Origin of the sequence: Microbacterium sp. NPDC057944, assembly GCF_042887445.1 — a bacterium.
In the GTDB taxonomy this organism is placed as follows: Bacteria; Actinomycetota; Actinomycetes; order Actinomycetales; family Microbacteriaceae; genus Microbacterium; species Microbacterium natoriense.
The window spans coordinates 137879-161919 of the sequence record NZ_JBHVPJ010000002.1 but is presented as its reverse complement, the minus strand read 5'-3'; the positions used below and the strand labels follow the sequence as shown (position 1 = coordinate 161919).

The following is a 24041-nucleotide window of genomic DNA, read 5'->3' as shown; positions in this document are numbered from 1 at the left end:
ATTCCTTCTCTTTCCGCTTACTTGGAGTCCTGCTCGGTGCCGCCGCCGCCGATGACGTCGGAGGCCGATTCGCGGATGTGATCGACGAAGCCGTACTCGAGCGCCTCCTGGGCCGTGAACCAGCGGTCACGGTCGCCGTCGGCGTTGATCTGCTCGACCGACTTGCCGGTCTGCGCCGCGGTGATCTCCGCGAGGCGGTTCTTCATCGAGGTGATGAGCTGCGCCTGCGTCTGGATGTCGCTCGACGTTCCGCCGAAGCCGCCGTGCGGCTGGTGCAGCAGCACACGGGCGTTCGGGGTGATGTACCGCTTGCCCTTGGTGCCGGCGGTCAGCAGCAGCTGCCCCATGGACGCCGCCATGCCGATGCCGACGGTGACGATGTCGTTCGGGACGAACTGCATCGTGTCGTAGATCGCCATACCCGCGGTGATCGAGCCACCGGGCGAGTTGACGTAGAGGAAGATGTCCTTCTCGGAGTCCTCTGCGGCGAGAAGAAGGATCTTCGCGCAGATCTCGTTGGCGTTCTCGTCGCGCACCTCCGACCCCAGCCAGATGATGCGGTCCTTCAGCAGACGGTCGAAGACGCTCGTCGCGAGGAGGGGTTCTGCAGCCATGTCAGCTCCTGATTCCGTGTTTCAGTGATTTCGAATCTACCGGCGACAACGCGGCGTTCAGGCCGTGTTCGCCGTCGGCATATCAGGTGTCGGCGTCGGCGATCTCGTGGGCGTACGCGGTCATGGAGCGGTGGTAGCGCGGCAGGTGCGGAACGAGGGCGAGCAGCGCCACCGAGAGGCCCCGTGCGGGCTGCCCCGCGCTCGCGAGGATGAGCGCGTGCACGGTCGCCACGGCATCCCGATACGGTCCGTCGGGCGAGCGCTCCTCCTCCGCCGTGATCACGGCGAGAGCATCGTCGTACTCTCCCAGGTTGCGCAGGGAGCTCGCCAGCTGGATCACGCACTGCGGGCGGTGCTCCTCATCGAGGCCGAGCTCGAGCGCGCGACGGTAGAGCACCACGGCTTCGGCAGGATGCCCCGCCGAATCCCGCGCGCCCGCGCGCTCGAACTCCGCTCGCGCATCGTCCTCCCCGCGCTCCGCGGCGAGTGCGTCGATGCGTGCGATGGTCTCGTCGCCGACCTCCTCGCCCGAGGCGTCATCCCACACGTCGTCGATCCGCTGGTCCCAGCTCTTCATGCCCTGTCCTTCCGGTGACGAAAAAGGGGCGGATGCCGCAGCATCCGCCCCTTCTCATGATCGTTCGATCACTCAGCCTTGTCGGCGGCCTTCTTGGCCGGAGCCTTCTTGGCGGCCGGCTTCTTCGCGGCGGGCTTGTCCTCCGCGGCGGCGTCGGCCTTGTCAGCCGGAGCCTTCTTGGCCGGAGCCTTCTTCGCGGGAGCCTTCTTGGCGGGCTTCTCCTCGGCGGGAGCCTCTTCGTCCGCGGTCTCGTCGTCGACGACGACGAAGTCGCTCAGGTCCACGGCCTTGCCGTTGGTGTCGACGACCTTGACCTTGCCCAGGGCGATCGCGAGGGCCTTGTTGCGGGCGACCTCGCCGACGAGCGCGGGCAGCTGGTTCGACGACTGCAGCGCCTCGACGAACTCCTGCGGCGCCATGCCGTACTGCGCGGCGGACTGCACGAGGTACTGCGAGAGCTCCTCCTGCGAGACCTGCACGTCAGCCTGCTCGGCGATGGTGTCGAGCAGCACCTGCGTGCGGAACTGCTTCTCGCTCGCCTCGGTGACCTCGGCACGGTGCACGTCGTCTTCGAGACGGCCTTCGCCCTCGAGGTGGTTGTGCACCTCGTCCTCGATGAGCTGCGGCGGAACGGGGATCTCGATCTTCTCGAGCAGCGTCTCGACGAGCTTGTCACGAGCAGCGGAGCCCTGCGTGAAGACGCCCTGCTGCGAGACGCGCTCGGCCAGGCTCGCGCGGAGCTCGGCGATCGTGTCGAACTCGCTGGCGATCTGCGCGAAGTCGTCGTCGGCCTCGGGGAGCTCGCGCTCCTTGACGGCCTTGACGGTCACGGAGACCTCGGCCTCGGAGCCGGCGTGGTCACCGCCGACGAGAGCGGAGCGGAAGGTCGTGTCCTCACCGGCGGTGAGCGACTCGATCGCGTCGTCGATGCCCTCGAGCAGCTCGCCGGAGCCGACCTCGTAGGAGACGCCCTCCGCGCGGTCGATCTCGGCGCCGTCGATCGTGGCGACGAGGTCGAGCTCGACGAAGTCGCCCTTCGCAGCGGGACGGTCGACGGGGACGAGCGTGCCGAAGCGGGCGCGCAGGTTCTCGAGCTCCTCGTCGAGAGCGGCGTCGTCGGCCTCGACGGCGTCGACGGTCAGGGTGATGCCGTCGTAGGAGGGCAGCTCGATCTCGGGGCGGACGTCCACCTCGATGTCCACGAGTAGGTCGCCCGAGAAGTCCTTCTCGTTCGGCCACTGCGTGATCTCGGCCGACGGGCGGCCGACGACGCGGACCTTGTGCTCGACCGTGGCGTCACGGAAGAACTTGTCGAGGCCCTCATTGACCGCGTGCTCGATGACCGCACCGCGGCCGATGCGCTGATCGATGATGGGAGCAGGGACCTTGCCCTTGCGGAAGCCGGGGATCTGCACGTCCTGAGCGATGTGCTCGTAGGCGTGGGCGATGCTGGGCTTGAGGTCTTCCGGGGTGACCGTGATGCTGAGCTTGACCCGGGTCGGGGTCAGCTTCTCGACGGTGCTGTTCGCCATGCTGGTTTGTTCTCCTTGTAGTTTCCGCGCTGAATCGCGGCGCTGAGGCTTGAGAAAGCCGTGTCGGGGCGACAGGAGTTGAACCTGCGACCTCCCGCTCCCAAAGCGGGCGCTCTACCAAACTGAGCTACGCCCCGGGGAATCCGCGCGCAGATTCAGCCCCATCGAGTCTAACGGACAAGAGCACCCCTGACTGTCCGCTATGATCGATGAGTCGGTGCGGAGCCAGCAATGGCCCGCGTCGGGGGTGTAGCTCAATGGTAGAGTCTCAGTCTTCCAAACTGATTGCGCGGGTTCGATTCCCGTCACCCCCTCGATCTGATCAGGTCCTCGCCCACGGCGAGGACCTTTTCTACAGGGAGGGATGCCGTGACCGACCCGGACTCCCCTCTGCGCGGCCCACATGACCTTCCGCTCCTCTTCTCCAGTGCGCCCCTCGCCTCGCCCCGTCCGAGGAGAAGGCGCACGGGGCTGGTGCTCGGGGTCGTCGGCGCTCTCGTCGTCGCCGGCGGTCTCGCCGCGGCTCAGCTGGGTGCGAATCTGAGCTACGACGACGCGGCCGAGCGGTACGACTCCGCCGTGCAGACGACACGCGAGACCATCGCCGAGGTGCGAGCGGACACCGACGACCTGCAGTCGACCACCGGCTACGCCTCCCAGCTGATCCAGAGTGATGACGGGACGCTGGTGGATTCCGCGTCGAAGGACGCCCTCACCGCCGCCGTGTCCGGAGCGGAGGCCGCCGCATCCGACGCAGAGGACGTCCTGGACTCGCGCATCCCCGAGCCCGGCGAGAAGCCTGCCTGGTTCTGGGAGCTCTTCGCGGCGTCCGATCGGCTCACAGACGACCGCGACGGTCTCGACGATCTGGCGGATGACCTCGCCGATGAGACTCCTGCGATCGACGAGGCGCGGACGGCGCTGTCGGACGCCGGTCTGACACTGCTCACGACGGCGGCATCGACCGCTGCAGGGTTCGAGGCCGCGCATCCCTCGGCGAAGAACGATGCGGTGATCGCTCTCCGCGATGCGGCGGCGAAGGCGTCCGCGACGACCGGCATCGATGCCAGCGCCGCGACGTCGCTCACCTCTCTGCAGAGCGCCGCCGCCCTGGTCGTCTCGTCCGAGCAGGCCGAGCTGGCCGAGAAGGCGGGACCGCTGCTGTCGAAGCGGCTGGAGATCGAGGCGTTCGCCCGCGCCCTGGCGCCCGGCGTTCTCCTGGAGTTCGACTGGAACCCCATCGTCAGCGGAGCCGGAGGCAGCGGGAGCATGGGCGGACTCACCACCTGGTGGTGGGATACGCCAGGACGTGCGGTGATCGAGCTCTCGAACTCGGTGGCGGAACGGTGGCCCTCGTACAGCAGCAAGTCGCTCGTCGCGCACGAGGTCGGCCACGCGATCAGCGTCAAGTGCGAGGACATGTACGACTCGTCCACCCAGGACAGCATCGAGAAGTGGGCGACGGCCTGGGCGATCAGCATGGGGTACACGGACGACGCGAACGGGGTCTGGGCCTACGGCTATCCCCCGCAGTCGTACATCGACGCCGCCACCGGCTGCCGGTGACCGCACCGACCTGACCGTGGACCGAGCCCGACGACGCGAGAGGCCGCCGCGACGGATCGTCGTGGCGGCCTCTCGCGAAGGAACCGGGTCTTACTGACCCCGGCGCTCGCGCAGCTGGGTGAGCGCGTCCTCGAGGAGCTGAACAGCTTCCTCGTCGGTGCGTCGCTCCTTCACGTACGCCAGGTGGGTCTTGTAGGGCTCGGTCTTGGCGAGAGCGGGAGGGTTCTCCTTGTCTCGGCCGGCCGGCAGACCCGACTGCGGGTGATCGATGATCTCCGGGATCTCCTCTTCGGGGAGACCTGCGGCGAAGTAGCGGACGGTCTCATTGCCGAGCCCGTCCCAGTAGGAGACCGCGATGCGGTCTGCGTGATAACCGTGGTCCTGCTCGCCCATCGGGCCGGAGCCGACCCGGGTGCCTCGGATCGCGTTGCCGCCGGTAGCCATCAGATCACCTCGAACTTGGTGATGAGGCCGAGCGCGACGATCGCCACGAACCAGGCCAGCGCCAGGACGACCGTGAAGCGGTTGAGGTTCCGCTCGGCCAGACCGGACGAGCCGACCGCCGAGGACATGCCTCCGCCGAACATGTCGGACAGGCCGCCGCCGCGACCCTTGTGGAGCAGGATGAGGAGGGTCAGCAGGACGCTGGTGATGCCCAGCACGACCTGCAGGACGAACTCGAGAATTTCCACGAGGAAGAGCCTTTCGCTGGGGCACGACTGCCCCCGTAACGGTCAAGTATACGGTGCGGCGGGGCCGAAGCCCCGCCACAACTCACACTCCGACGTGCTTCTCGAACCGGATGATCGCGGCGAACTCGTCGACGACGAGGCTCGCCCCGCCGACCAGAGCGCCGTCCACATCGGGCTCGCGCATGAAGCTGGCGATGTTCGCCGACTTGACCGAACCGCCGTAGAGGATGCGCGTGCGTGCGGCGGCCTCGTCGCCGAGGACCTTCGCGATCACACCGCGCAGAGCGGCGCAGACGTCCTGCGCCTGCTGCGGCGTCGCCGCCTGGCCGGAGCCGATGGCCCAGACCGGCTCGTAGGCCACGACGATGTCGGCATCCTTCGAGACGCCCTGGAGCGCTGCCTCCAGCTGTCCGGCCGGAACCGCGCTCGCACCGAACTTCTCGAGGTCCTCCGCGGTCTCACCGACGCAGATGACCGGAACGAGTCCGTTCTTCAGCGAGGCCTTCACCTTCGCGGCCACGACATCGTCCGACTCCGCGTGGTACTCACGGCGCTCGGAGTGCCCGATGATGACGTACTTCGCGTCGAGCTTGGCCAGGAACGCGCCCGAGACCTCGCCCGTGTATGCGCCGGAGTCGTGCGCCGAGACGTCCTGCGCGCCGAGGGCGAACGGGATCTTGTCGGCGTCGATCAGCGTCTGCACGCTGCGGATGTCGGTGAACGGAGGGAAGACCGTGACCTCGACGGACCCGTCCTCGTGCTTCGCGTCCTTCAGCGTCCAGTGCAGCTTCTGGACGAAGGCGACCGCCTGCAGGTGGTCGAGGTTCATCTTCCAGTTTCCCGCGATCAGCGGGGTGCGCTTGTTCGTCGCCACGATGTCACTCCCATCCCAGGACGGTGAGTCCGGGTAGTTTCTTGCCCTCGAGGAACTCGAGGCTGGCGCCGCCGCCGGTCGAGATGTGACCGAACTGGTCGTCGGCGAAGCCGAGCTGGCGCACGGCCGCAGCGGAGTCGCCGCCGCCGACGACGCTGAGTCCGTCGACCTCGGTGAGAGCCTGCGCGACGGTCTTGGTGCCACCGGCGAAGGCGGGGAACTCGAACACGCCCATCGGGCCGTTCCAGAACACCGTCTTCGAGCCGCGTACGACCTCCGCGAACCGCGCGGCGGTCTCCGGGCCGATGTCGAGACCGATTCCCGAGGCGCCGAATGCGGTGTCCTCGATCGCGTCGGCCGCAGCGATCTCATGCGCGGCATCCGCGGCGAAGGCCGATGCCACCACGACGTCGGTGGGGAGCACGAGTTCGACTCCGCGCTCCGCCGCCTCGGCGATGTATCCGCGAACGGTGTCGAGCTGGTCCTCCTCCAGGAGGCTCGAGGCCACGTCGTGACCCTGAGCCTTGAGGAAGGTGAACAGCATGCCGCCTCCGACGAGGATGCGGTCGACGCGCGGGAGCAGGTGCGAGATGACGCCGAGCTTGTCGCTGACCTTCGAGCCGCCCAGGACGACCGCGTACGGACGCTCCGGGTTCTCGGTGAGGCGGTCGAGCACATCGAGCTCGGCGGCGATCAGCAGACCGGCGGCCGACGGCAGGATCTCGGCGAGATCGTAGACGCTGGCCTGCTTGCGGTGCACGACGCCGAATCCGTCGGAGACGAGGACGTCGCCCAGTTCGGCGAGCTGCGCCGCGAACGCGCCGCGGATCTCGTCGTCCTTGGAGGTCTCCCCCGCGTTGAACCGCAGGTTCTCGATGACGACGACGCCGCCGTCTTCGAGCGAGGCGACGGCATCCTTCGCGGATTCGCCGACCGTGTCGCGCGCGAACGCGACCGGAGCGCCGAGCAACTCGGACAGTCGCTGCGCGACCGGCTCCAGGCTGTACTGCGGGTCGGGTGCACCGTCGGGACGACCGAGGTGCGAGCAGACGACGACGCGGGCGCCGGCGTTGATGAGGGCGTTGAGGGTCGGCAGCGAGGCGCGTACACGGCCATCGTCCGTTATGACCCCGTCCCGCAGGGGGACGTTCAGGTCACAACGGACGATGACGCGCTTGCCCTCGAGCGAACCCAGTGAGTCCAGGGTGCGCAGAGTCATGTGTCTGAGATTCAGAGACGCTCGGCGACGTACTCGGTCAGGTCGACGAGACGGTTGGAGTAGCCCCACTCGTTGTCGTACCAGCTCGAGACCTTGACGAGGTTGCCGCTGACGTTGGTCAGCGTCGCGTCGAAGATCGACGAGTGCGGGTTGTGCACGATGTCGCTGGAGACGATCTGATCCTCGTTGTACTGCAGGTAGCCGGCGAGGCGACCCTCGGCAGCGGCCTTCTTGTAGGCCTCGTTGACCTCGTCGACCGTGAGGTCCTCGCGGTCGGTGATCAGCGTGAGGTCGACGATCGAGCCGGTGGGAACCGGAACGCGGTACGACGAGCCGCTCAGCTTGCCCTGGAGCTCCGGGAGCACCTCGCCGATCGCCTTGGCAGCACCGGTGGAGGCCGGGGTGATGTTGATCGCTGCGGCGCGCGCGCGGCGCAGGTCGCCGTGCGGGCCGTCCTGCAGGTTCTGGTCGGCCGTGTAGGCGTGCGCGGTCATCATGAAGCCGCGGTCGATGCCGAACGCGTCGTTGAACACCTGAGCCAGCGGCGCGAGGCAGTTGGTCGTGCAGGAGGCGTTGGAGATGATGTGATCCGTCTCCGGGTTGTAGGTGTCCTCGTTCACGCCCATGACGAACGTGCCGTCGACACCCGTGCCGGGAGCCGAGATCAGGACCTTCTTGGCGCCGGCCTCGATGTGCTTCTTGGCCAGCTCCGCCTTGGTGAAGAAGCCGGTCGACTCGATCACGATGTCGACGCCCAGCTCGCCCCACGGGAGGTTGGCGGGGTCGCGCTCAGCGAACGCCTTGATCTCCTTGCCGTTGACGGTGATGCTGTCGTCGTCGTAGCTGATGTCGGCGTCGAGGACGCCTCCGACCGAGTCGTACTTCAGCAGGTGCGCCAGCGTCTTGTTGTCGGTGAGGTCGTTGACCGCGACGATCTCGAGGTCAGCCCCCTGCGCGAGAGCCGCGCGGAAGTAGTTGCGTCCGATGCGGCCGAAGCCGTTGATACCGATCTTGACAGACACTCAGGTCTCCTGATTTCTTATGCGCTCGCGCGCGGTTTCAACTAGAGAGAGCATGGACAACGGCGTCCCGACGGGCGAAGAGTCCATCGGGACGCCCGTCTTGTTTACGACAGTACCAGCAGGCCAGCGGTCTTCTCACGGGCGATGTCGAAGCGCTGTGCGACGTTCTCCCAGTTCGCGATGTTCCAAGCGGCCTTGACGTAATCGGCCTTCACGTTCAGGTAGTCGAGGTAGAAGGCGTGCTCCCACATGTCGAGCTGGAAGATCGGGACCGTGCCCTGAGCCGTGTTCGACTGCTGGTCGAACAGCTGCTGGATGATCAGTCGCTGTCCGATCGAGTCCCAGCTCAGCACCGACCAGCCGGAGCCCTGGATGCCGAGGGCGTTCGCGGTGAAGTGCGCCTGGAACTTCTCGAAGGAGCCGAAGAACTCGTCGATGGCGGCGCGGAGCTCACCCTCGGGCTCGCCTCCGCCGTTCGGCGACAGGTTGGTCCAGAAGATGGAGTGGTTGACGTGACCGCCGAGGTTGAACGCGAGGTCCTTCTCGAGCTTGTTCACGTTCGCGAGGTTTCCGGTCTCACGGGCCTCAGCGAGACCGTCGAGCGCGGCGTTGGCACCGGCGACGTAGGCCGCGTGGTGCTTGTCGTGGTGCAGCTCCATGATCTTGCCGCTGATGTGCGGCTCGAGGGCTGCGAAGTCGTACGGAAGGTCGGGGAGCGTGTAGGTCGCCATTTCGCTTTCATCCAATCCGCGCCGCGCCGCGGCGCTTGCCGATCCTCCGCGCCACCGAAGTGCGGTGCGGAGCGGACGCTTTTCATCCTACTGACGACAACGCGGCGAGGGACCCGTTCCTTCCGCCGTATGACGAAAGAGAGCCGGCCCGTCGGGGGTCGGCTCTCTTTCGTCGGTCGTGAGATCAGACGTCGAGTCCTGCCGGCACGGCGGCCTCGGTACCGGGGATGCCCTCCTGCTGCGCGCGCTTGTCGGCCATCGCGAGGAGTCGGCGGATGCGCCCTGCGACAGCATCCTTCGTCATGGGAGGCTCGGCGTGGTGGCCGAGTTCGTCGAGGCTCGCATCGCGGTGCGCCAGGCGCAGCTCGCCGGCGACCTTGAGGTGGTCGGGCACGTCGTCGGCGAGGATCTCCAGTGCGCGCTCCACGCGCGCGCACGCGGCGACGGCGGCCTGCGCGGAGCGGCGGAGGTTCGCGTCGTCGAAGTTCACGAGGCGGTTCACGCCGGCCCGCACCTCGCGGCGCTGACGCATCTCCTCCCAGGCGACGGCGGTGCGCTGAGCGCCCATCTCGCTGAGGATCGTGCGGATCGCCTCGCCCTCGCGGACGACGACGCGCGGCATCCCGCGGACCTCGCGGGCCTTCGCGGCGACGCCGAGACGGTGTGCGGCGCCGACGAGGGCCATGGCGGCCTCGGACGTGGGGCAGGACACCTCGAGCATCGCGGAACGGCCGGGCTCGCTGAGCGTTCCCGCAGCGAGGAACGCTCCGCGCCACAGCCCGGAGACCTCTGCGCGAGAGCCGGTGGTCAGACGGTTCGGCAGGCCGCGCACGGGGCGACGGCGCTGGTCGAGGAGACCGGTCTGGCGTGCGAGGGTCTCCCCCGAGGCGATCACGCGTACGGCCCAGCGAGCGCCGTCGTTCGCGGTGCTCGACTGCACCTGGGCGATCTCCGGGCGCACGCCGTAGATCTCCGCGAGGTCCCTGGCGACGCGCTGTGCGAGCACCTCCGCATCCACCTCGGCTTCGACGGCCACCCGGCCGGCGATCGAGTGCAGTCCGCCGGCGAACCGGAGGATGGCGGTGACCTCCGCGACACGCACCGTGGGGGGTGCATTGCGGATGCTGACCAGCTCAGCCTTGACGTCGGTGGTTAGTGCCACGGGACTCCTTCACGTTCACGCGCCGGGTCGCGACGCAAACCTCCAGCCTACCCGGCTTTGCGGCTCGGCTACTCCCGGCCCAGGTCTCTGTGACGCACGCTGACGGCGACTCCGGGGACAGCCGCGAGGCGTCGAGCGAGCTCCTCCACCATGGCGACCGAGCGGTGCTTTCCGCCGGTGCATCCGATGGCCACGGTGGAGTGGCTCTTGTTCTCACGCTGGTAGCCCTCGAGGACCGGCGTGAGGGCGGCGGTGTAGGCGTCGAGGAACTCCGTCGCCCCTTCCCGCGAGAGCACGTAGTCGCGCACCGCCTCATCCTGACCGGTCTGTCCGCGGAGCTCCTCGTTCCAGAACGGATTGGGCAGGAAGCGCATGTCGGCGACGAGGTCGACGTCGGTGGGCAGACCGTACTTGAAGCCGAAGCTCATCAGCGTCACGCGGTGGCGGGCGGCACCCTCTTCGGAGAACAGATCGGACACCTGGGTCGCGAGCTGATGGATGTTCAGCGAGGACGTGTCGATCACGAGATCCGCCGCCTCGCGGATCGCCGCGAGACGCGAGCGCTCGATGCGGATGCCGTCGAGCAGCGTGCCGTCGCCCTGCAGCGGGTGTGGCCGGCGGACCGACTCGAATCGACGCACGAGCACGTCGTCGGAGGCGTCGAGGAAAAGCACGCGCACGGATCCGCGCGAGCGCAGCGCGCGCGCGACCCCGGGGAAGTCGTCGAAGAGGTTGCGACCGCGGACATCGACCACGGCGGCGATCTTCGGAAGCGCATCACCGCCCATGTCGGTGAGGTCGAGGAGTGGCCGCAGGATCTGCGGTGGGAGGTTGTCGACGACGTACCAGCCGAGGTCCTCGAGTGCGTTCGCGACGGTCGTGCGCCCCGCGCCCGACATCCCCGTGACGATGAGGAACTCGCCCTTGTCCCCGTCTGCCATCATTGCTCCTTCTCCCCCGCCGTCACCAGCCTAGCGAGTGGAGAGATGCGTGTGGATGCTCTGTGCGAGCACGGGGCCGATGCCCTGGACCTCTTCGATCTCCCCCGGCTGCGCCGCACGCAGCGCGGTGACCGAACCGAAGTGCTTGAGCAGCACCTTGATGCGGGCAGCGCCGAGCCCCGGGACCTCGGCGAGGATCGTCGTGATGTCGTTGCGCCGGCGCTTGCGCTGGTGCGTGATCGCGAAGCGATGCGCCTCGTCGCGGAGACGCTGGAGAAGGTACAGGGACTCGCTCGTGCGCGGGAGGATCACCGGGAAGCCCTCGCCGGGCAGCCAGATCTCCTCCAGGCGCTTGGCGATGCCGCAGACCGCGATCTCGGTGTGTCCAGAGTCGCGGAGCGCCCGTGCGGCGGCCTCCACCTGCGGCTGACCTCCGTCGACGAGCAGGAGCTGCGGCGGGTACGCGAAACGCGGCTTCCTGCGCCCCGTCGCCTCCTCGCCCTCGGTCTCCTCCAGTGGCTCCGGCCTGTCGAGGTAGGCGAGGCGCCTGGTGAGCACCTGGTACATCGAGTCGGTGTCGTCGGTCGTCTCTGCGATGTTGAACGAGCGGTACTGGTCCTTGCGCGGGAGTCCGTCCTCGAAGACGACCATCGACGCCACGACGTTCGTGCCGCTCAGATGGGAGATGTCGTAGCACTCGATGCGCAGCGGAGCATCCGCCATTCCCAGGGCGTCCTGCAGATCGGTGAGCGCCTGCGTGCGGGCGACGTAGTCGCTGGTGCGTCTGGTCTTGTGCCTGATGAGCGCCTGCTGCGCGTTCAGCGTCGCCGTGCGCATGAGGTCGGCGCGCTGACCTCGCTGAGCGACGGCGATCTCGACCTTCTTGCCGCGGCGCTCTCTGAGCCAGAGCTCCAGCTCCGCCGCGTCGTCGGGCAACGTCGGCACCAGGATGCGGCGGGGCACGTCCTGAGCATCTCCGTAGGCGCGCTGCAGCACCTGATCGACGAGTTCCGCACCCGAGATGTCGATCTCCTTGTCGAGCGCCAGCGCCCTGACGCCCCGCACCCGACCGCCTCTGATGACGAAGTGCTGCACAGCCGCCGACAGCTCGTCCTCCGCGATCCCGAACAGGTCGGCATCCTCGTCGGGCGAGAGCACGAGAGCGCTCTTGCCGAGCACGGCCTCGATCGCGGAGAGCCGGTCGCGGTACTTCGCCGCGGCCTCGTAGTCCATGGCCGCGGATGCGGCGAGCATCCTCGCCGTCAGGTCCTTCGTGAACCGTTCATCGCCCCCGGCCATGAAGGCGACGAAGTCGTCGACCATGGCACGGTGCTCCTCGATCGTGACCGTCATCGAGCACGGTCCGCCGCACTTGCCGATCTGCCCGGGGAAGCAGGGACGCCCCGTCTGCATGGCGCGCTTGTAGCTGGCGTCGCTGCACGTGCGGATGGGGAAGACCTTGATCATCAGGTCGATCGTGTCGTGCACGGCCCACACCTTGGGGTACGGACCGAAGTAGCGCGCGCCGGCGATCTTGCGGTTGCGGGTCACGATCACGCGAGGAGCTTCGTCTCCGAGGGTCACCGCCATGAAGGGGTAGGACTTGTCGTCCTTGTAGCGCACGTTGAAGGGCGGATCGAACTCCTTGATCCACATGTACTCCAGCTGCAGGGAGTCCACGTCGGTCGACACGACCGTCCACTCCACCGACGCCGCCGTCGTCACCATCCGCCTGGTGCGCTCATGCAGGGTGCGCAGCGGGGCGAAGTAGTTCGAGAGACGCTGGCGCAGGTTCTTCGCCTTGCCGACATAGAGCACGCGCCCCTCCGCATCGCGGAACCTGTACACGCCGGGGTCGGTGGGGATCTCACCGGTCCGCGGCTTGTACGGCAGCACGTCGGCCATCAGCTGGCCTTCCGAGCCGCCCGCCCGTCGCCGAGGATCTCCGCGAGGAACTGACCGGTGTGGCTCTCCTCGACGCGGGCGATCTGCTCCGGGGTGCCGACGGCGAGGATCTCACCACCGCCCGAGCCGCCCTCGGGGCCGAGGTCGATGACCCAGTCCGCCGACTTGATGACGTCGAGGTTGTGCTCGATGACGATGACCGTGTTGCCCTTGTCGACGAGTCCGTTCAGCACCTCGAGGAGTTTGCGGACGTCTTCGAAGTGCAGACCGGTCGTCGGCTCGTCGAGCACGTAGATGCTGCGTCCGTTGCTGCGACGCTGGAGCTCGGTCGCGAGCTTCACGCGCTGCGCTTCGCCGCCCGACAGGGTGGTCGCGGACTGCCCCAGCCTCACGTAGCCGAGGCCGACGTCGACCAGCGTCTTCATGTAGCGGTGGATCGCCTGGATCGGCTCGAAGAACTCGGCGGCCTCGGCGATCGGCATCTCGAGCACCTCGGCGATGTTCTTGCCCTTGTAGTGCACGGCCAGGGTGTCGCGGTTGTACCGCTTGCCGTGGCACACCTCGCAGTCGACGTAGACGTCGGGGAGGAAGTTCATCTCGATCTTGATCGTGCCGTCGCCAGAGCAGGCGTCACAGCGTCCGCCCTTGACGTTGAAGCTGAAGCGCCCGGGCTGGTAGCCGCGCACCTTCGCCTCCGGCGTCTCGCTGAACAGCGTGCGGATGCGGTCGAACACGCCCGTGTAGGTAGCCGGGTTCGACCGCGGGGTGCGCCCGATCGGCGCCTGGTCGACATGCACGACCTTGTCGAGGTTGTCGAGGCCGGAGACGCGGGTGTGCTTGCCGGGGACCGTGCGCGCTCCGTTGAGTCGCGAGGCGAGCACCTGGTACAGGATGTCGTTGACGAGCGACGACTTCCCCGAACCGCTCACACCCGTCACGGCGGTGAGGAGGCCGAGCGGGAAGTCGGCGTTCACGTTCTTGAGGTTGTTCTCCCGCGCTCCGACGACGCTCAGCATCCGCTTCTTGTCGATCTTGCGGCGCTTCTTCGGTGCGGGGATCTCGCGGCGCCCGGAGAGGTACTCCCCCGTCATCGACGCGGACTCGCTCAGCAGCGCGGCGTACGGCCCGGAGTGGACGACCTCTCCTCCGTTGACGCCGGCGCCGGGGCCGATGTCGACGACCCAGTCGGCCGCCTCGATGGTCTCCTCATCGTGCTCGACGACGATGAGGGTGTTGCCGAGATCGCGGAGCTTGAGCAGCGTGTCGATGAGCCGGCGGTTGTCGCGCTGGTGCAGTCCGATGGACGGCTCGTCGAGCACGTACAGCACGCCGGTGAGGCCGGAACCGATCTGCGTCGCGAGCCGGATGCGCTGCGCCTCGCCGCCGGAGAGCGACCCTGCGGATCGGCTCAGGTTGAGGTACGAGAGACCGACCTGCAGCAGGAAGTCGAGGCGGAGACGGATCTCGCGCAGCACCTGCGCGGCGATCTTCGCCTCGCGGTCGGTGAGTGTGAGCGTGCCCATGAACTCACGCGCATCGGCGAGGCTGAGGTGCGAGACCTCGGCGATCGAGTGTCCGTGCACCTGCACCGCGAGAACCTCGGGCTTGAGGCGGTTGCCGTCGCACACCGGGCACGGCACCTCGCGGAGGTACTCTCCCCAGCGGGCCCGCTGCGTGTCGGACTCCGCCTGCGCGTACTGCCGCTCGATGTAGGGCACGACCCCCTCGAATCCGGAGGCGTAGCGCATCTCGCGGCCGTACCGGTTCTTCCACTTGACCGTGACCTTGTAGTTCTCACCGCGGAGGATCGCATCCTGCACGTCGACGCGCAGATCCTGCCAGGGCGTGTCGAGCGAGAAGTTGAGGTCGGACGCGAGCCCCTCGAGAAGACGCTCGTAGTACTGGAACAGCCCCTTGCCCTGTGTGGTCCAGGGGATGATGGCGCCCTCGCGGATCGAGAGCTCCTCATCGCCGAGCATCAGATCGATGTCGACCGACATGCGCGTGCCGAGACCCGAGCACGCGGGGCACGCACCGAACGGTGCGTTGAACGAGAAGGTCCGCGGCTCGATCTCGGTGAGCGTGATCGCGTGGCCGTTGGGGCACGCGAGCTTCTCCGAGAACGACTGCCAGGCGTCGTCGCCCTCCTCGTCGACGAAGTTGACCTGCACGACCCCACCGGCGAGACCGAGGGCCGTCTCGACCGAGTCCGTGACGCGGCCGAGGATGTCATCGGCGGCCACGAGGCGGTCGACGACGACGGCGATGTCGTGCTTGTAGCTCTTCTTCAGCGTGGGCGGCTCGGCGAGCTGGATCAGGTCGCCGTCGACGATCGCGCGCGAGTAGCCCTTGGCCCCCAGCTCGCGGAACAGGTCGACGAACTCGCCCTTCTTCTGCGAGACGACCGGCGCGACGATCTGATAGCGGGTGCGCTCGGGGAGCTCCATGAGCTGGTCGGCGATCTGCTGCACGGTCTGACGCTGGATCTTCTCCCCGCACTCCGGGCAGTGCGGGATGCCGATGCGCGCCCACAGCAGACGCATGTAGTCGTAGATCTCGGTGATCGTGCCGACGGTGGAGCGCGGATTGCGGTTGGTCGACTTCTGGTCGATCGACACCGCGGGGCTCAGCCCCTCGATGAAGTCGACGTCTGGGCGGTCCACCTGCCCGAGGAACTGGCGCGCGTACGCGCTCAGCGATTCGACGTAGCGGCGCTGCCCCTCTGCGAAGATCGTGTCGAACGCGAGGCTGGACTTCCCGGAGCCGGACAGGCCGGTGAACACGACGAGGGAGTCGCGCGGGATGTCGATGTCGACGTTCTTGAGGTTGTGCACGCGGGCACCGCGAACACTGAGTTTTCCTGGGGTTGCAACCGGGACGATAGGCACCGGTCAAGTCTACGAGGGGCCACGGACATCGGCTCCGCCGGCGGCCTCGGTGCGCTCCTCCTCCGTGGCGGAGCACAGCCGAGGCTAGGCCCCGGACAGCTCCGTGACGCGCCGACCCGCGAAGGCCGACAGGCCGTCTCTCAAGACGGACACCTGCGAGATGTCCATGTCGACGGCGGCCATGACCTGATGCGGAACGTCGAGAGCCCGTTCCCGCAGCGCGGCGCCGGCATCCGTCAGCGCGATCTCCAGCCGCCTCTCGTCCTGCGGGCTGCGCTGTCGGGTGACGAGTCCGTCCGCCTCGAGGCGCTTGACCAGCGGCGACGCGGTGGCCGGCTCCATGGCGAGATCGGCGGCGAGGTCGGCGAGGGTGCGAGGCGCCCGCTCCCAGAGCGCGAGCATGACGAGATACTGCGGGTGCGTGAGGCCGAGGGGCTCGAGGATCGGACGGTAGATCGCCACCACGTTGCGCGCGGCCGTGACCACGGCGAAGCACAGCTGGTTCTCGAGCTTGAGCAGGTCATCGGATGCCGTCACGGCTCCGAGTATACATAGGCACTAATAGTTAGTACACTAATGAACATGGCAACGAACTCCGACCGCGCTCCCCTTCGCACCCGCATCCGCGAGGCGGGCGGTCTCTACGCCTGGTTCAACACGAATCTGATCCGCTTCGCCGGCCCCGCCTCGGTCGGCCCGTACGAGAAGACGCCGCCGCCCAGCGCCGCCGAACGCGCCGAACGTGCGTGCCCGCTGTGCGGCGCGCCGATGACGGAGCACGAGATCGACCGCTCGGGCCCGAAGCCCCTCATGCACTGCCCCTGAGCTCGAGCGTCCTCGCGCGGGACGGCCCGTTCACGGGCGACCCGTCGAGTCCTCCCTGGCGGCGTCGATCCAGAACATGAGAGCGTCGTCATCGGCCACGGTGACGGCGTCGACGTCCAGCCAGCTCGCACTCATCGTCTTGGCGCCCATCACGGCCCTGGCGACTCCCGGCCTCACCGCCAGCGCGGCGCCCTGCTCCTCCGACAGCCGCACCAGCAGCACCCCGCCCTTGCGCGCACCCACCAGGATGCGACCGTCCATCAGGAAAGCCCGGCTTCCGAACATCCGCTTCTCCTCGATCGACGGATCCGCTCCCATGAGCGCACGGATGCGATCGGCGAGCTCTTCTCCTGCCGCGTCCATCGCGTGCCTCTCCTCGTCGAGCCGGCGAGAGGTCGTGTCCTCTCGCGCTCTGTCCAGATCTTCGCCGATCAGGCGTGTCCGGCGCGCTCCATGGCGCGCAGCTCCTTCTTCAGATCCTGCACCTCATCGCGAAGTCGCCCGGCGAGCTCGAACTTCAGCTCTCCGGCGGCGGCCAGCATCTGATCGGAGAGATCCTGGATGGTCGCCTCCAGCTGCAGCGCTCCTTCGGCGGCGATGCCCGTGCGTCGCAGGTTCGGCGTCGGCGACTTGCCCTTGCCCGTGGCACGTCCACGACTCGACATCATGTCGGCCGTGTCGGCCCCCTCGCGGGCGAGCACCTCGGTGATGTCGGCGATCCGCTTGCGCAGCGGCTGCGGATCGATCCCGTGCTCGGTGTTGTACGCGATCTGCTTGTCGCGGCGCCGATCGGTCTCCTCGATCGCCTTGGCCATCGAGTCGGTCATGTTGTCGGCGTACATGTGCACCTCGCCGGAGACGTTGCGGGCTGCGCGCCCGATCGTCTGGATCAGGGAGGTCCCCGAGCGGAGGAAGCCTTCCTTGTCGGCATCGAGGATCGCGACCAGCGACACTTCTGGCAGATCGAGACCCTCGCGAAGAAGGTTGATGCCGACCAGCACGTCATAGACGCCCGCCCTGAGCTCGCTGAGCAGCTCCACTCGTCGGAGCGTGTCGACGTCGGAGTGCAGATAGCGCACGCGGACCCCGTGCTCGCCCAGGAAGTCGGTGAGCTCCTCGGCCATCTTCTTGGTGAGGGTTGTGACGAGGACGCGCTCGTCCTTCTGGGCGCGGATCCTGATCTCCTCGAGGAGGTCGTCGATCTGACCCTTCGACGGCTTCACGATGATGTGCGGGTCGACGAGTCCGGTGGGGCGGATGATCTGCTCGACCACGCCGTCGGCGATGCCCATCTCGTACTTGCCCGGGGTCGCCGAGAGGTAGACGGTCTGACCGATGCGGTTCTTGAACTCGTCCCACCGCAACGGCCTGTTGTCCATGGCACTCGGAAGACGGAAGCCATGATCGACGAGCGTGCGCTTGCGCGAGGCGTCGCCCTCGTACATCGCGCCGATCTGCGGGACGGTGACGTGCGACTCGTCGATGACCAGGAGGAAGTCGTCGGGGAAGAAGTCGAGCAGAGTGTGCGGCGGCTCCCCGGCCTCGCGACCGTCCATGTGGCGCGAGTAGTTCTCGATGCCGGAGCAGAATCCGAGCTGCTGCAGCATCTCGAGGTCGAAGGTCGTCCGCATGCGCAGGCGCTGGGCCTCGAGGAGCTTGCCCTGCTTCTCGAACTCGGCGAGCCGTTCCTCCAGCTCCGCCTCGATCGTGCCGATGGAGCGCTGGATGACGTCGGTGCCGGCGACGTAGTGGGATGCGGGGAAGATCGGCACGGCGTCGAGCTTCTCGATGACCTCGCCCGTGAGCGGGTGCAGGGAGTACAGCGCCTCGATCTCGTCGCCGAAGAGCTCGATGCGGATCGCGTGCTCCTCGTACACGGGGATGATCTCGATCGTGTCGCCGCGGACCCGGAAGTTGCCGCGGGAGAAGTCGACGTCATTGCGGTTGTACTGCATCGCGATGAACTGGCGGATCAGGGCGTCGCGGTCGTAGCGCTCCCCCACCTGCAGGGCGACCATGGCGCGGAGGTACTCCTCCGGAGCGCCGAGGCCGTAGATGCACGACACGGTCGACACCACGACGACGTCGCGACGGCTGAGCAGCGAGTTCGTCGTCGAGTGCCGCAGCCGCTCGACCTCGGAGTTGATCGACGAGTCCTTCTCGATGAAGGTGTCCGTCTGCGGCACGTAGGCCTCTGGCTGGTAGTAGTCGTAGTACGAGACGAAGTACTCGACGGCGTTGTTGGGCATGAGCTCGCGGAACTCGTTGGCGAGCTGCGCCGCGAGCGTCTTGTTGTGCGCCAGCACGAGAGTCGGACGCTGCACCTGCTCGATGAGCCACGCCGTCGTGGCCGACTTTCCGGTGCCGGTTGCGCCGAGCAGCACGATGTCGGTCTCGCCCGCGTTGATCCGCGCTGCGAGGTCGGCGATCGCCTTCGGCTGATCACCGGCCGGGACGTACTCGCTGATGACCTCGAACGGACGGACACTGCGCGTGGGTTGCATACCTCCAGCGTAGGCGGGACCACGGACATCGAGGCCGGCTCCGCCTAGTCTGAGGGGGTGATCGAGTTCGTCATCGGAACCAGCCTCGCGGCATCCGCCGGCCTCAACGCCTGGATGCCGCTGTTCCTGCTCGGTCTCGCCGACCGCGTGCTGCCGGCGGTGCAGCTCCCGGCCACCTGGTCGTGGCTGTCGGGCGATCTCGCACTGTGGATCATCGGAGCGCTCCTGCTGCTCGAGATCGTGGCCGACAAGATCCCCGCGCTCGACTCGGTCAACGACGTCATCCAGAGCATCCTGCGGCCTGCGGCTGGCGGCATCGCGTTCGGCGCCGGTTCCAGCGCGCAGACGATCGCCGTCGACGACCCCGCATCCTTCTTCTCCGAGAACACCTGGGTCCCCGTCGTCGTCGGCATCGCGATCGCGCTCGTCGTCCACGTCGTCAAGGCCACGGCGCGCGTCGCCGCGAACGCCACGACCGGAGGACTCGCCGCGCCTGTCCTCAGCACCGCAGAGGACGGAGCCTCCTTCGCCCTCGCGGCCGCCGCCATCGTGATCCCCGTCCTCGCAGCGGTGCTGCTCATCGGGCTGATCGTGGTCATCATGGCTGCGGTGAGGCGCCGCGCACGGCGCCGACGGGAGCGCTCGGATCAGTCCGCCGGGCGCGACCACACGTAGGGCGTCGTGGTCGAGACCTTCACGAGTCCCGACCTCTCCAGGATCGGGCGGGAAAACTCCGTCGAGTCCGACTGCAGGTAGCGGACGCCGCGGGCCAGAGCGGATCGGGCCCGCTCGGCGGTGAGCGCGCGATAGATGCCGCGGCCCCGCCACTCCTCGAGGGTCGAGCCGCCCCACAGACCGGCGAACTCGGTGCCGGCGACGGGCTCCAACCGCCCCGCGCTGACCACCTCGCCGTCGACGACCGCGATCCACAGCTCCACCGTGTCGTCGACGCGCATGCGTTCGATCAGCGACTCGGCGCGCGAGCGCCAGTCCGCGTCGTCGAAGACGCGTCCCTGCATCTCGCCGGCGGCGAGCACCTCGTCCTCCGAGAACGCGCGGCGGATCGTCACCTCACCGGGGATGACGACGTCCTGGGCGAGCAGAGCGGCCTCGCCGATCATGATCGACTCCGGCTCCTCCGGCACGAATCCCCCTGCCAGCAGGGCCTCGTGGAGACCGGGGGCCGTGTCGTGCCCTCGGGTCTTCCACTCCACCTCCGCGACCTCCGCGCTGGCGGCGAAGCGCGCGAGCGCTCCCTCCACCAGCTCGCGGATGCCGTCGGCATCCGCTCCCCCGAGGTCCGCGTACGTGATGAAGCCTCGCCCGCCGTGGAAGGTCGCGAGGCTCAGCGGTCCGAGCTGCACGACCCGCTCCGCGTGCGCGGTCTCCGGCCCTGTGCGGAGCTGGCGGTCGTAGGCGTCGAGATACTGCGTCTGCATGTCTCCATGCTCGCAGAGGATCGCGGTCAGGGCCGACCCGTCGGCGTCGCCCTGAGCGCTGCGACCGCGGCCGACGCCGCCAGCGCGCACATGGACACGACCGCGACGATGAACCATCCCCACGCGACCGCTCCGAACACCAGCCCGAGCGCCCAGCCGAACAGGCTCGATCCGGCGTAGTAGGCGAAGTAGTACAGGGACGACGCCTGTGCTCTGCTCTCCGCTCCCGCAGCGACCGGGGTCCATCCGGAGGCGATCGCGTGCGCGCCGAAGAAGCCGGCCGTGAACAGGAGGAGGCCCGCGAGCACGATCGCCGCGGAGGGCGCGAGCATCAGCAGAGCGCCGACCGCCATGACCGCGATCGAGAGCACGAGCACGGGGAACCGGCCGATCCGGGCCGCCCAGGAACCCGCCCACGGCGAGGAGACGGTGCCGGCCAGATAGGCGAGGAACAGCAGCGTCACCAGCCAGGCCGGCAGGGAGAAGGGGGCGGCCGAGAGATGGAACCCGAGGTAGTTGTACACCGCGACGAACGCGCCCATCAGCAGGAAGCCCTGCGCATACAGAGCCCACTGCCGCGAGGAGCGCAGCGGCGATCGGAGACGCTCGAGGATGCCGGGACCGCGCTCGCTGCGCAGCCTCCCCGGGACGAAGCCGCGCGCGCGGGGTGTGAGCCAGAGGAACAGCACCGCAGCCCCGGCGCACACCGCGGCGACCGCCCAGACGCCGGCTCGCCAGCCCGCGACCTCACCGACGGTTCCCGACACGATGCGACCGAGCAGGCCCCCGACGGTGGTGCCGGCGATGTAGCTCCCGGCCGCGGCCGCCGCATGACGAGGCTCGACCTCCTCGCTGAGATAGGCGAGGGCGACAGCGGGGACGGCGCCCAGCGCCAGTCCCTCCGCGAATCGCAGAGTCAGGAGCAGCACGATCCCGTCGCTCAGGGGAGCCAGGAGCCCGAGCGCGGTGGCGGTGAGGACGCCGATCGCCATGGCCGGCACCCGCCCGATGCGATCGGCCACGGATGACCACGGGATCACCGCGACGGCGAGCCCGAGGGTGGCGGCCGACACGGTGATCGCCGCGGTCGCGGGGCTCACCTCGAGGTCGACGGAGATGAGCGGAAGGACGGCCTGAGCGGAGTACAGCTGCGCGAAGGTCGCGATCCCGGCGAAGAAGAGGCCGATGATGAGACGCCGGTACTCGCGCGTCCCGGGGACGTGGCCGGAGAAGGTCACTTCGCGCGGATCCGCTCCCAGAGCGCGTCCGTCTGCTCCTCGGTGTGCGCGAGGTCGCCGGCGGTGTCGATCACGACGTCGGCGATGGCGAGACGCCGATCGTCGGATGCCTGCGCATCGATCCGCTCCTGCGCCGCGCGCTCGTCCATCCCGCGCAGCTCGACGAGCCTCTGCCTGCGGACGGATGCCGGCGCGTGGGCGACGACGATCAGATCCCAGGGATCGTCCGGCCGCGCCTCCACGAGAAGCGGCACGTCGTAGACCACGACGGCATCCGGATCCGCGGCGAGGGCTTCCTCGAACCGGCGCCGGGACTCGGCGCCCACCGCGGGGTGGACGATCGCGTTCAGCTGCGCGAGGAGCATCGGGTCTCCGAACACCTTCGCCCCGAGGGCGGGGCGGTCGAGCGATCCGTCCGCCCCGATGACGTCTTCGCCGAAGGCCTCCTCGATGCCCCGCAGCACGGGTGAGCCCGGCGCCTGCACGTCGCGCACGATCTGATCGGCGTCGACGACCACCGCGCCCTTCTCGGCGAGACGACGGGCGATGGTCGACTTTCCGGACGCGATTCCGCCGGTGAGCGCGATGAGGGGCATGACGTCCATCCTCGCACCTGTCGAGCGTCGGCATCCCCCGTGCGCGCCGGTCGGCCCGATACGCGGAACGGGCCGCCACCTCGAAAGGTGACGGCCCGTTCCTGAGCGAAATGCTTACGCGTTGCCGCCCGAGAGCTTCTCGCGCAGAGCCGCGAGAGCCTCGTCGTCAGCAAGCGTGCCCGCGCCGGCGGACTCGCTGGAGAAGGACTGGCCGCCGAAGTCGGCACCGGCCTCCGCCTCGGCCTCGGCCGCCTTGGCGACCTGAGCCTTGTGAGCCTCCCAGCGGGACTGAGCAGCTGCGTACTCCTGCTCCCATGCCTCGCGCTGAGCGTCGAAGCCTTCCTTCCACGCACCGGTCTCGGCGTCGAAGCCCTCCGGGTACTTGTACTCGCCGTTCTCGTCGTACTCCGCGAGCATGCCGTACAGCGCCGGGTCGAACTCGGTGCCGTTGGGGTCGACCGACTCGTTGGCCTGCTTGAGCGACAGCGAGATGCGGCGACGCTCGAGGTCGATGTCGATGACCTTGACGAAGACCTCTTCGCCGACGGAGACGACCTGCTCGGCCAGCTCGACGTGCTTGCTGGAGAGCTCGGAGATGTGGACGAGGCCCTCGATGCCGTCTGCGACGCGCACGAACGCACCGAACGGAACGAGCTTGGTGACCTTACCCGGCGTGACCTGACCGATCGCGTGGGTGCGGGCGAAGACCTGCCACGGGTCCTCCTGCGTCGCCTTCAGCGACAGGGAGACGCGCTCGCGGTCGAGGTCGACCTCGAGGATCTCGACGGTGACCTCCTGGCCGACCTCGACGACCTCGGAGGCGTGCTCGATGTGCTTCCAGGACAGCTCGGAGACGTGCACGAGGCCGTCCACGCCGCCCAGGTCGACGAACGCGCCGAAGTTGACGATCGAGGACACGACACCCTTGCGGACCTGACCCTTGTGCAGGTTGTTCAGGAACGTGGTGCGCGACTCCGACTGCGTCTGCTCGAGCAGCGCACGGCGGCTGAGGACGACGTTGTTGCGGTTCTTGTCGAGCTCGAGGATCTTCGCCTCGATCTCCTGACCCAGGTAGGGCGTGAGGTCGCGGACGCGACGCAGCTCGATGAGCGAGGCCGGGAGGAAGCCGCGGAGGCCGATGTCGACGATGAGTCCACCCTTGACGACCTCGATGACCGTACCGGTGACGACGCCGTCGTTCTCCTTGATCTTCTCGACGTCTCCCCAGGCGCGCTCGTACTGTGCGCGCTTCTTGGAGAGGATCAGGCGGCCTTCCTTGTCCTCCTTCTGGAGAACGAGAGCCTCGACCTCGTCGCCGACCTTGACGACCTCGTTGGGGTCGACGTCGTGCTTGATGGAGAGCTCGCGCGAGGGGATGACGCCCTCGGTCTTGTATCCGACGTCGAGCAGAACCTCATCGCGGTCGATCTTGACGATCGTGCCTTCGATGATGTCGCCGTCGTTGAAGAACTTCAGGGTCTTCTCGACCGCGGCCAGGAAGTCCTCAGCAGATCCGATGTCGTTGATGGCGACCTGCTTGGTGGCCGGGGCGGTCGTTGCGGTAGTCATGTAGTGGGTTGTCCTTGTTGAATGGAGACTCGGGCTGCGGGGCAACGGACGCGCACGTCCGACAGCATGCTTCGCAGCGGTTGGATTTTGATTGCCTTGCCACGAGGGCATGCATAGGCACGCCACGAGTGACACTTCAGGCTATCA

At 68.0% G+C, this 24041-nt stretch carries 23 protein-coding genes and 2 tRNA genes; 4 read left to right on the top strand and 21 right to left on the bottom strand.

Annotated elements, in window-relative coordinates:
* Positions 1-17 precede the first annotated feature (17 nt).
* The 4 genes from ACFVRO_RS10160 to ACFVRO_RS10145 all read right to left on the bottom strand — a co-directional run bounded on the left by ACFVRO_RS10160 (position 18) and on the right by ACFVRO_RS10145 (position 2860).
* On the bottom strand, positions 18-614 hold the full coding sequence (locus tag ACFVRO_RS10160) for an ATP-dependent Clp protease proteolytic subunit (RefSeq protein WP_105674431.1): 597 nt from the start codon (positions 612-614) through the stop codon (positions 18-20).
* An 82-nt stretch (positions 615-696) separates the two neighbouring features.
* On the bottom strand, positions 697-1191 hold the full coding sequence (locus tag ACFVRO_RS10155; RefSeq protein WP_386951906.1) for a tetratricopeptide repeat protein: 495 nt from the start codon (positions 1189-1191) through the stop codon (positions 697-699).
* 68 nt (positions 1192-1259) lie between these two features.
* Positions 1260-2723, bottom strand: a complete 1464-nt coding sequence (gene tig, locus ACFVRO_RS10150; RefSeq protein ID WP_386951903.1) for a trigger factor — start codon at positions 2721-2723, stop codon at positions 1260-1262.
* Between the two features lie 63 nt (positions 2724-2786).
* Positions 2787-2860, bottom strand: a tRNA-Pro gene (locus ACFVRO_RS10145).
* Between the two features lie 106 nt (positions 2861-2966).
* Here ACFVRO_RS10145 and ACFVRO_RS10140 point away from each other — a divergent pair.
* Together ACFVRO_RS10140 and ACFVRO_RS10135 are read left to right on the top strand one after the other, a co-directional pair.
* Positions 2967-3037, top strand: a tRNA-Gly gene (locus ACFVRO_RS10140).
* A 55-nt stretch (positions 3038-3092) separates the two neighbouring features.
* Entirely contained in the window at positions 3093-4289 is a 1197-nt protein-coding gene (locus tag ACFVRO_RS10135) for a hypothetical protein (RefSeq protein ID WP_386951900.1), read from the top strand.
* 90 nt (positions 4290-4379) lie between these two features.
* Here ACFVRO_RS10135 and ACFVRO_RS10130 read toward each other — a convergent pair whose 3' ends face one another.
* The 11 genes from ACFVRO_RS10130 to ACFVRO_RS10080 form a co-directional block, all read right to left on the bottom strand.
* Positions 4380-4733 (bottom strand): RNA polymerase-binding protein RbpA, encoded by a 354-nt coding sequence (locus ACFVRO_RS10130; protein WP_105674423.1) that lies wholly within the window; start codon positions 4731-4733, stop codon positions 4380-4382.
* Positions 4733-4981, bottom strand: a complete 249-nt coding sequence (gene secG, locus ACFVRO_RS10125; RefSeq protein WP_067352826.1) for a preprotein translocase subunit SecG — start codon at positions 4979-4981, stop codon at positions 4733-4735. Before secG ends, ACFVRO_RS10130 begins: the two co-directional genes overlap by 1 nt.
* A gap of 82 nt (positions 4982-5063) precedes the next feature.
* Positions 5064-5855, bottom strand: a complete 792-nt coding sequence (tpiA, locus tag ACFVRO_RS10120; RefSeq protein ID WP_386951897.1) for a triose-phosphate isomerase — start codon at positions 5853-5855, stop codon at positions 5064-5066.
* Between the two features lie 4 nt (positions 5856-5859).
* Positions 5860-7074 (bottom strand): phosphoglycerate kinase, encoded by a 1215-nt coding sequence (locus tag ACFVRO_RS10115; RefSeq protein WP_105674419.1) that lies wholly within the window; start codon positions 7072-7074, stop codon positions 5860-5862.
* An 11-nt stretch (positions 7075-7085) separates the two neighbouring features.
* Positions 7086-8096: a type I glyceraldehyde-3-phosphate dehydrogenase gene (gap, locus tag ACFVRO_RS10110; protein ID WP_105674417.1), complete on the bottom strand. Its 1011-nt coding sequence runs from the start codon at positions 8094-8096 to the stop codon at positions 7086-7088.
* 104 nt (positions 8097-8200) lie between these two features.
* Positions 8201-8827 carry a superoxide dismutase gene (locus ACFVRO_RS10105; protein ID WP_105674415.1) on the bottom strand — a complete coding sequence of 209 codons (627 nt, stop codon included), beginning with the start codon at positions 8825-8827 and terminating at the stop codon, positions 8201-8203.
* A 184-nt stretch (positions 8828-9011) separates the two neighbouring features.
* Positions 9012-9989: a DNA-binding protein WhiA gene (gene whiA / locus ACFVRO_RS10100; protein ID WP_105674413.1), complete on the bottom strand. Its 978-nt coding sequence runs from the start codon at positions 9987-9989 to the stop codon at positions 9012-9014.
* 68 nt (positions 9990-10057) lie between these two features.
* A complete protein-coding gene (gene rapZ / locus ACFVRO_RS10095) occupies positions 10058-10930 on the bottom strand; it encodes an RNase adapter RapZ (protein ID WP_341941913.1) in 873 nt (290 codons plus the stop codon).
* Positions 10931-10960: 30 nt separating this feature from the next.
* Positions 10961-12835 (bottom strand): excinuclease ABC subunit UvrC, encoded by a 1875-nt coding sequence (gene uvrC, locus ACFVRO_RS10090; RefSeq protein ID WP_386951894.1) that lies wholly within the window; start codon positions 12833-12835, stop codon positions 10961-10963.
* Entirely contained in the window at positions 12835-15723 is a 2889-nt protein-coding gene (uvrA, locus tag ACFVRO_RS10085; RefSeq protein ID WP_386951891.1) for an excinuclease ABC subunit UvrA, read from the bottom strand. Before uvrA ends, uvrC begins: the two co-directional genes overlap by 1 nt.
* 84 nt (positions 15724-15807) lie before the next feature.
* Positions 15808-16260: a MarR family winged helix-turn-helix transcriptional regulator gene (locus ACFVRO_RS10080; protein WP_105674407.1), complete on the bottom strand. Its 453-nt coding sequence runs from the start codon at positions 16258-16260 to the stop codon at positions 15808-15810.
* 45 nt (positions 16261-16305) lie between these two features.
* Between ACFVRO_RS10080 and ACFVRO_RS10075 the strand changes: the two genes are divergently transcribed.
* Positions 16306-16548, top strand: coding sequence for a hypothetical protein (locus tag ACFVRO_RS10075; protein ID WP_105674405.1), 243 nt, complete (start codon positions 16306-16308; stop codon positions 16546-16548).
* Positions 16549-16578: 30 nt separating this feature from the next.
* Here ACFVRO_RS10075 and ACFVRO_RS10070 read toward each other — a convergent pair whose 3' ends face one another.
* Positions 16579-16911, bottom strand: a complete 333-nt coding sequence (locus ACFVRO_RS10070) for a TfoX/Sxy family protein (RefSeq protein WP_386951888.1) — start codon at positions 16909-16911, stop codon at positions 16579-16581.
* A 68-nt stretch (positions 16912-16979) separates the two neighbouring features.
* Positions 16980-19052: an excinuclease ABC subunit UvrB gene (uvrB, locus tag ACFVRO_RS10065; RefSeq protein ID WP_223586271.1), complete on the bottom strand. Its 2073-nt coding sequence runs from the start codon at positions 19050-19052 to the stop codon at positions 16980-16982.
* A 57-nt stretch (positions 19053-19109) separates the two neighbouring features.
* Between uvrB and ACFVRO_RS10060 the strand changes: the two genes are divergently transcribed.
* Positions 19110-19727 (top strand): DUF4126 domain-containing protein, encoded by a 618-nt coding sequence (locus ACFVRO_RS10060; protein ID WP_386951885.1) that lies wholly within the window; start codon positions 19110-19112, stop codon positions 19725-19727.
* Here ACFVRO_RS10060 and ACFVRO_RS10055 read toward each other — a convergent pair.
* The 4 genes from ACFVRO_RS10055 to rpsA all read right to left on the bottom strand — a co-directional run bounded on the left by ACFVRO_RS10055 (position 19700) and on the right by rpsA (position 23894).
* Positions 19700-20491, bottom strand: a complete 792-nt coding sequence (locus tag ACFVRO_RS10055) for a GNAT family N-acetyltransferase (protein WP_386951883.1) — start codon at positions 20489-20491, stop codon at positions 19700-19702. The genes ACFVRO_RS10060 and ACFVRO_RS10055 overlap by 28 nt on opposite strands.
* Before the next feature lie 26 nt (positions 20492-20517).
* Positions 20518-21729, bottom strand: a complete 1212-nt coding sequence (locus ACFVRO_RS10050; protein WP_105674400.1) for an MFS transporter — start codon at positions 21727-21729, stop codon at positions 20518-20520.
* The gene (gene coaE / locus ACFVRO_RS10045; RefSeq protein ID WP_386951881.1) at positions 21726-22325 is read right to left on the bottom strand and encodes a dephospho-CoA kinase; all 600 of its coding nucleotides are present in this window, start codon (positions 22323-22325) and stop codon (positions 21726-21728) included. The genes ACFVRO_RS10050 and coaE overlap by 4 nt, the downstream gene beginning before the upstream one ends.
* Positions 22326-22439: 114 nt before the next feature.
* Positions 22440-23894 carry a 30S ribosomal protein S1 gene (gene rpsA / locus ACFVRO_RS10040; RefSeq protein WP_105674396.1) on the bottom strand — a complete coding sequence of 485 codons (1455 nt, stop codon included), beginning with the start codon at positions 23892-23894 and terminating at the stop codon, positions 22440-22442.
* Positions 23895-24041 lie beyond the last annotated feature (147 nt).

Excerpts from the sequence above, each read along its gene's own strand:
- ACFVRO_RS10160 (WP_105674431.1), bottom strand. The coding sequence starts at position 614 with ATGGCTGCAGAACCCCTCCTCGCGACGAGCGTCTTCGACCGTCTGCTG.
- ACFVRO_RS10155 (WP_386951906.1), bottom strand. The coding sequence starts at position 1,191 with ATGAAGAGCTGGGACCAGCGGATCGACGACGTGTGGGATGACGCCTCG.
- tig (WP_386951903.1), bottom strand. The coding sequence starts at position 2,723 with ATGGCGAACAGCACCGTCGAGAAGCTGACCCCGACCCGGGTCAAGCTC.
- ACFVRO_RS10130 (WP_105674423.1), bottom strand. The coding sequence starts at position 4,733 with ATGGCTACCGGCGGCAACGCGATCCGAGGCACCCGGGTCGGCTCCGGC.
- ACFVRO_RS10115 (WP_105674419.1), bottom strand. The coding sequence starts at position 7,074 with ATGACTCTGCGCACCCTGGACTCACTGGGTTCGCTCGAGGGCAAGCGC.
- ACFVRO_RS10105 (WP_105674415.1), bottom strand. The coding sequence starts at position 8,827 with ATGGCGACCTACACGCTCCCCGACCTTCCGTACGACTTCGCAGCCCTC.
- rapZ (WP_341941913.1), bottom strand. The coding sequence starts at position 10,930 with ATGGCAGACGGGGACAAGGGCGAGTTCCTCATCGTCACGGGGATGTCG.
- uvrC (WP_386951894.1), bottom strand. The coding sequence starts at position 12,835 with ATGGCCGACGTGCTGCCGTACAAGCCGCGGACCGGTGAGATCCCCACC.
- ACFVRO_RS10075 (WP_105674405.1), top strand. The coding sequence starts at position 16,306 with ATGGCAACGAACTCCGACCGCGCTCCCCTTCGCACCCGCATCCGCGAG.
- ACFVRO_RS10070 (WP_386951888.1), bottom strand. The coding sequence starts at position 16,911 with ATGGACGCGGCAGGAGAAGAGCTCGCCGATCGCATCCGTGCGCTCATG.
- uvrB (WP_223586271.1), bottom strand. The coding sequence starts at position 19,052 with ATGCAACCCACGCGCAGTGTCCGTCCGTTCGAGGTCATCAGCGAGTAC.
- ACFVRO_RS10055 (WP_386951883.1), bottom strand. The coding sequence starts at position 20,491 with ATGCAGACGCAGTATCTCGACGCCTACGACCGCCAGCTCCGCACAGGG.
- coaE (WP_386951881.1), bottom strand. The coding sequence starts at position 22,325 with ATGCCCCTCATCGCGCTCACCGGCGGAATCGCGTCCGGAAAGTCGACC.
- rpsA (WP_105674396.1), bottom strand. The coding sequence starts at position 23,894 with ATGACTACCGCAACGACCGCCCCGGCCACCAAGCAGGTCGCCATCAAC.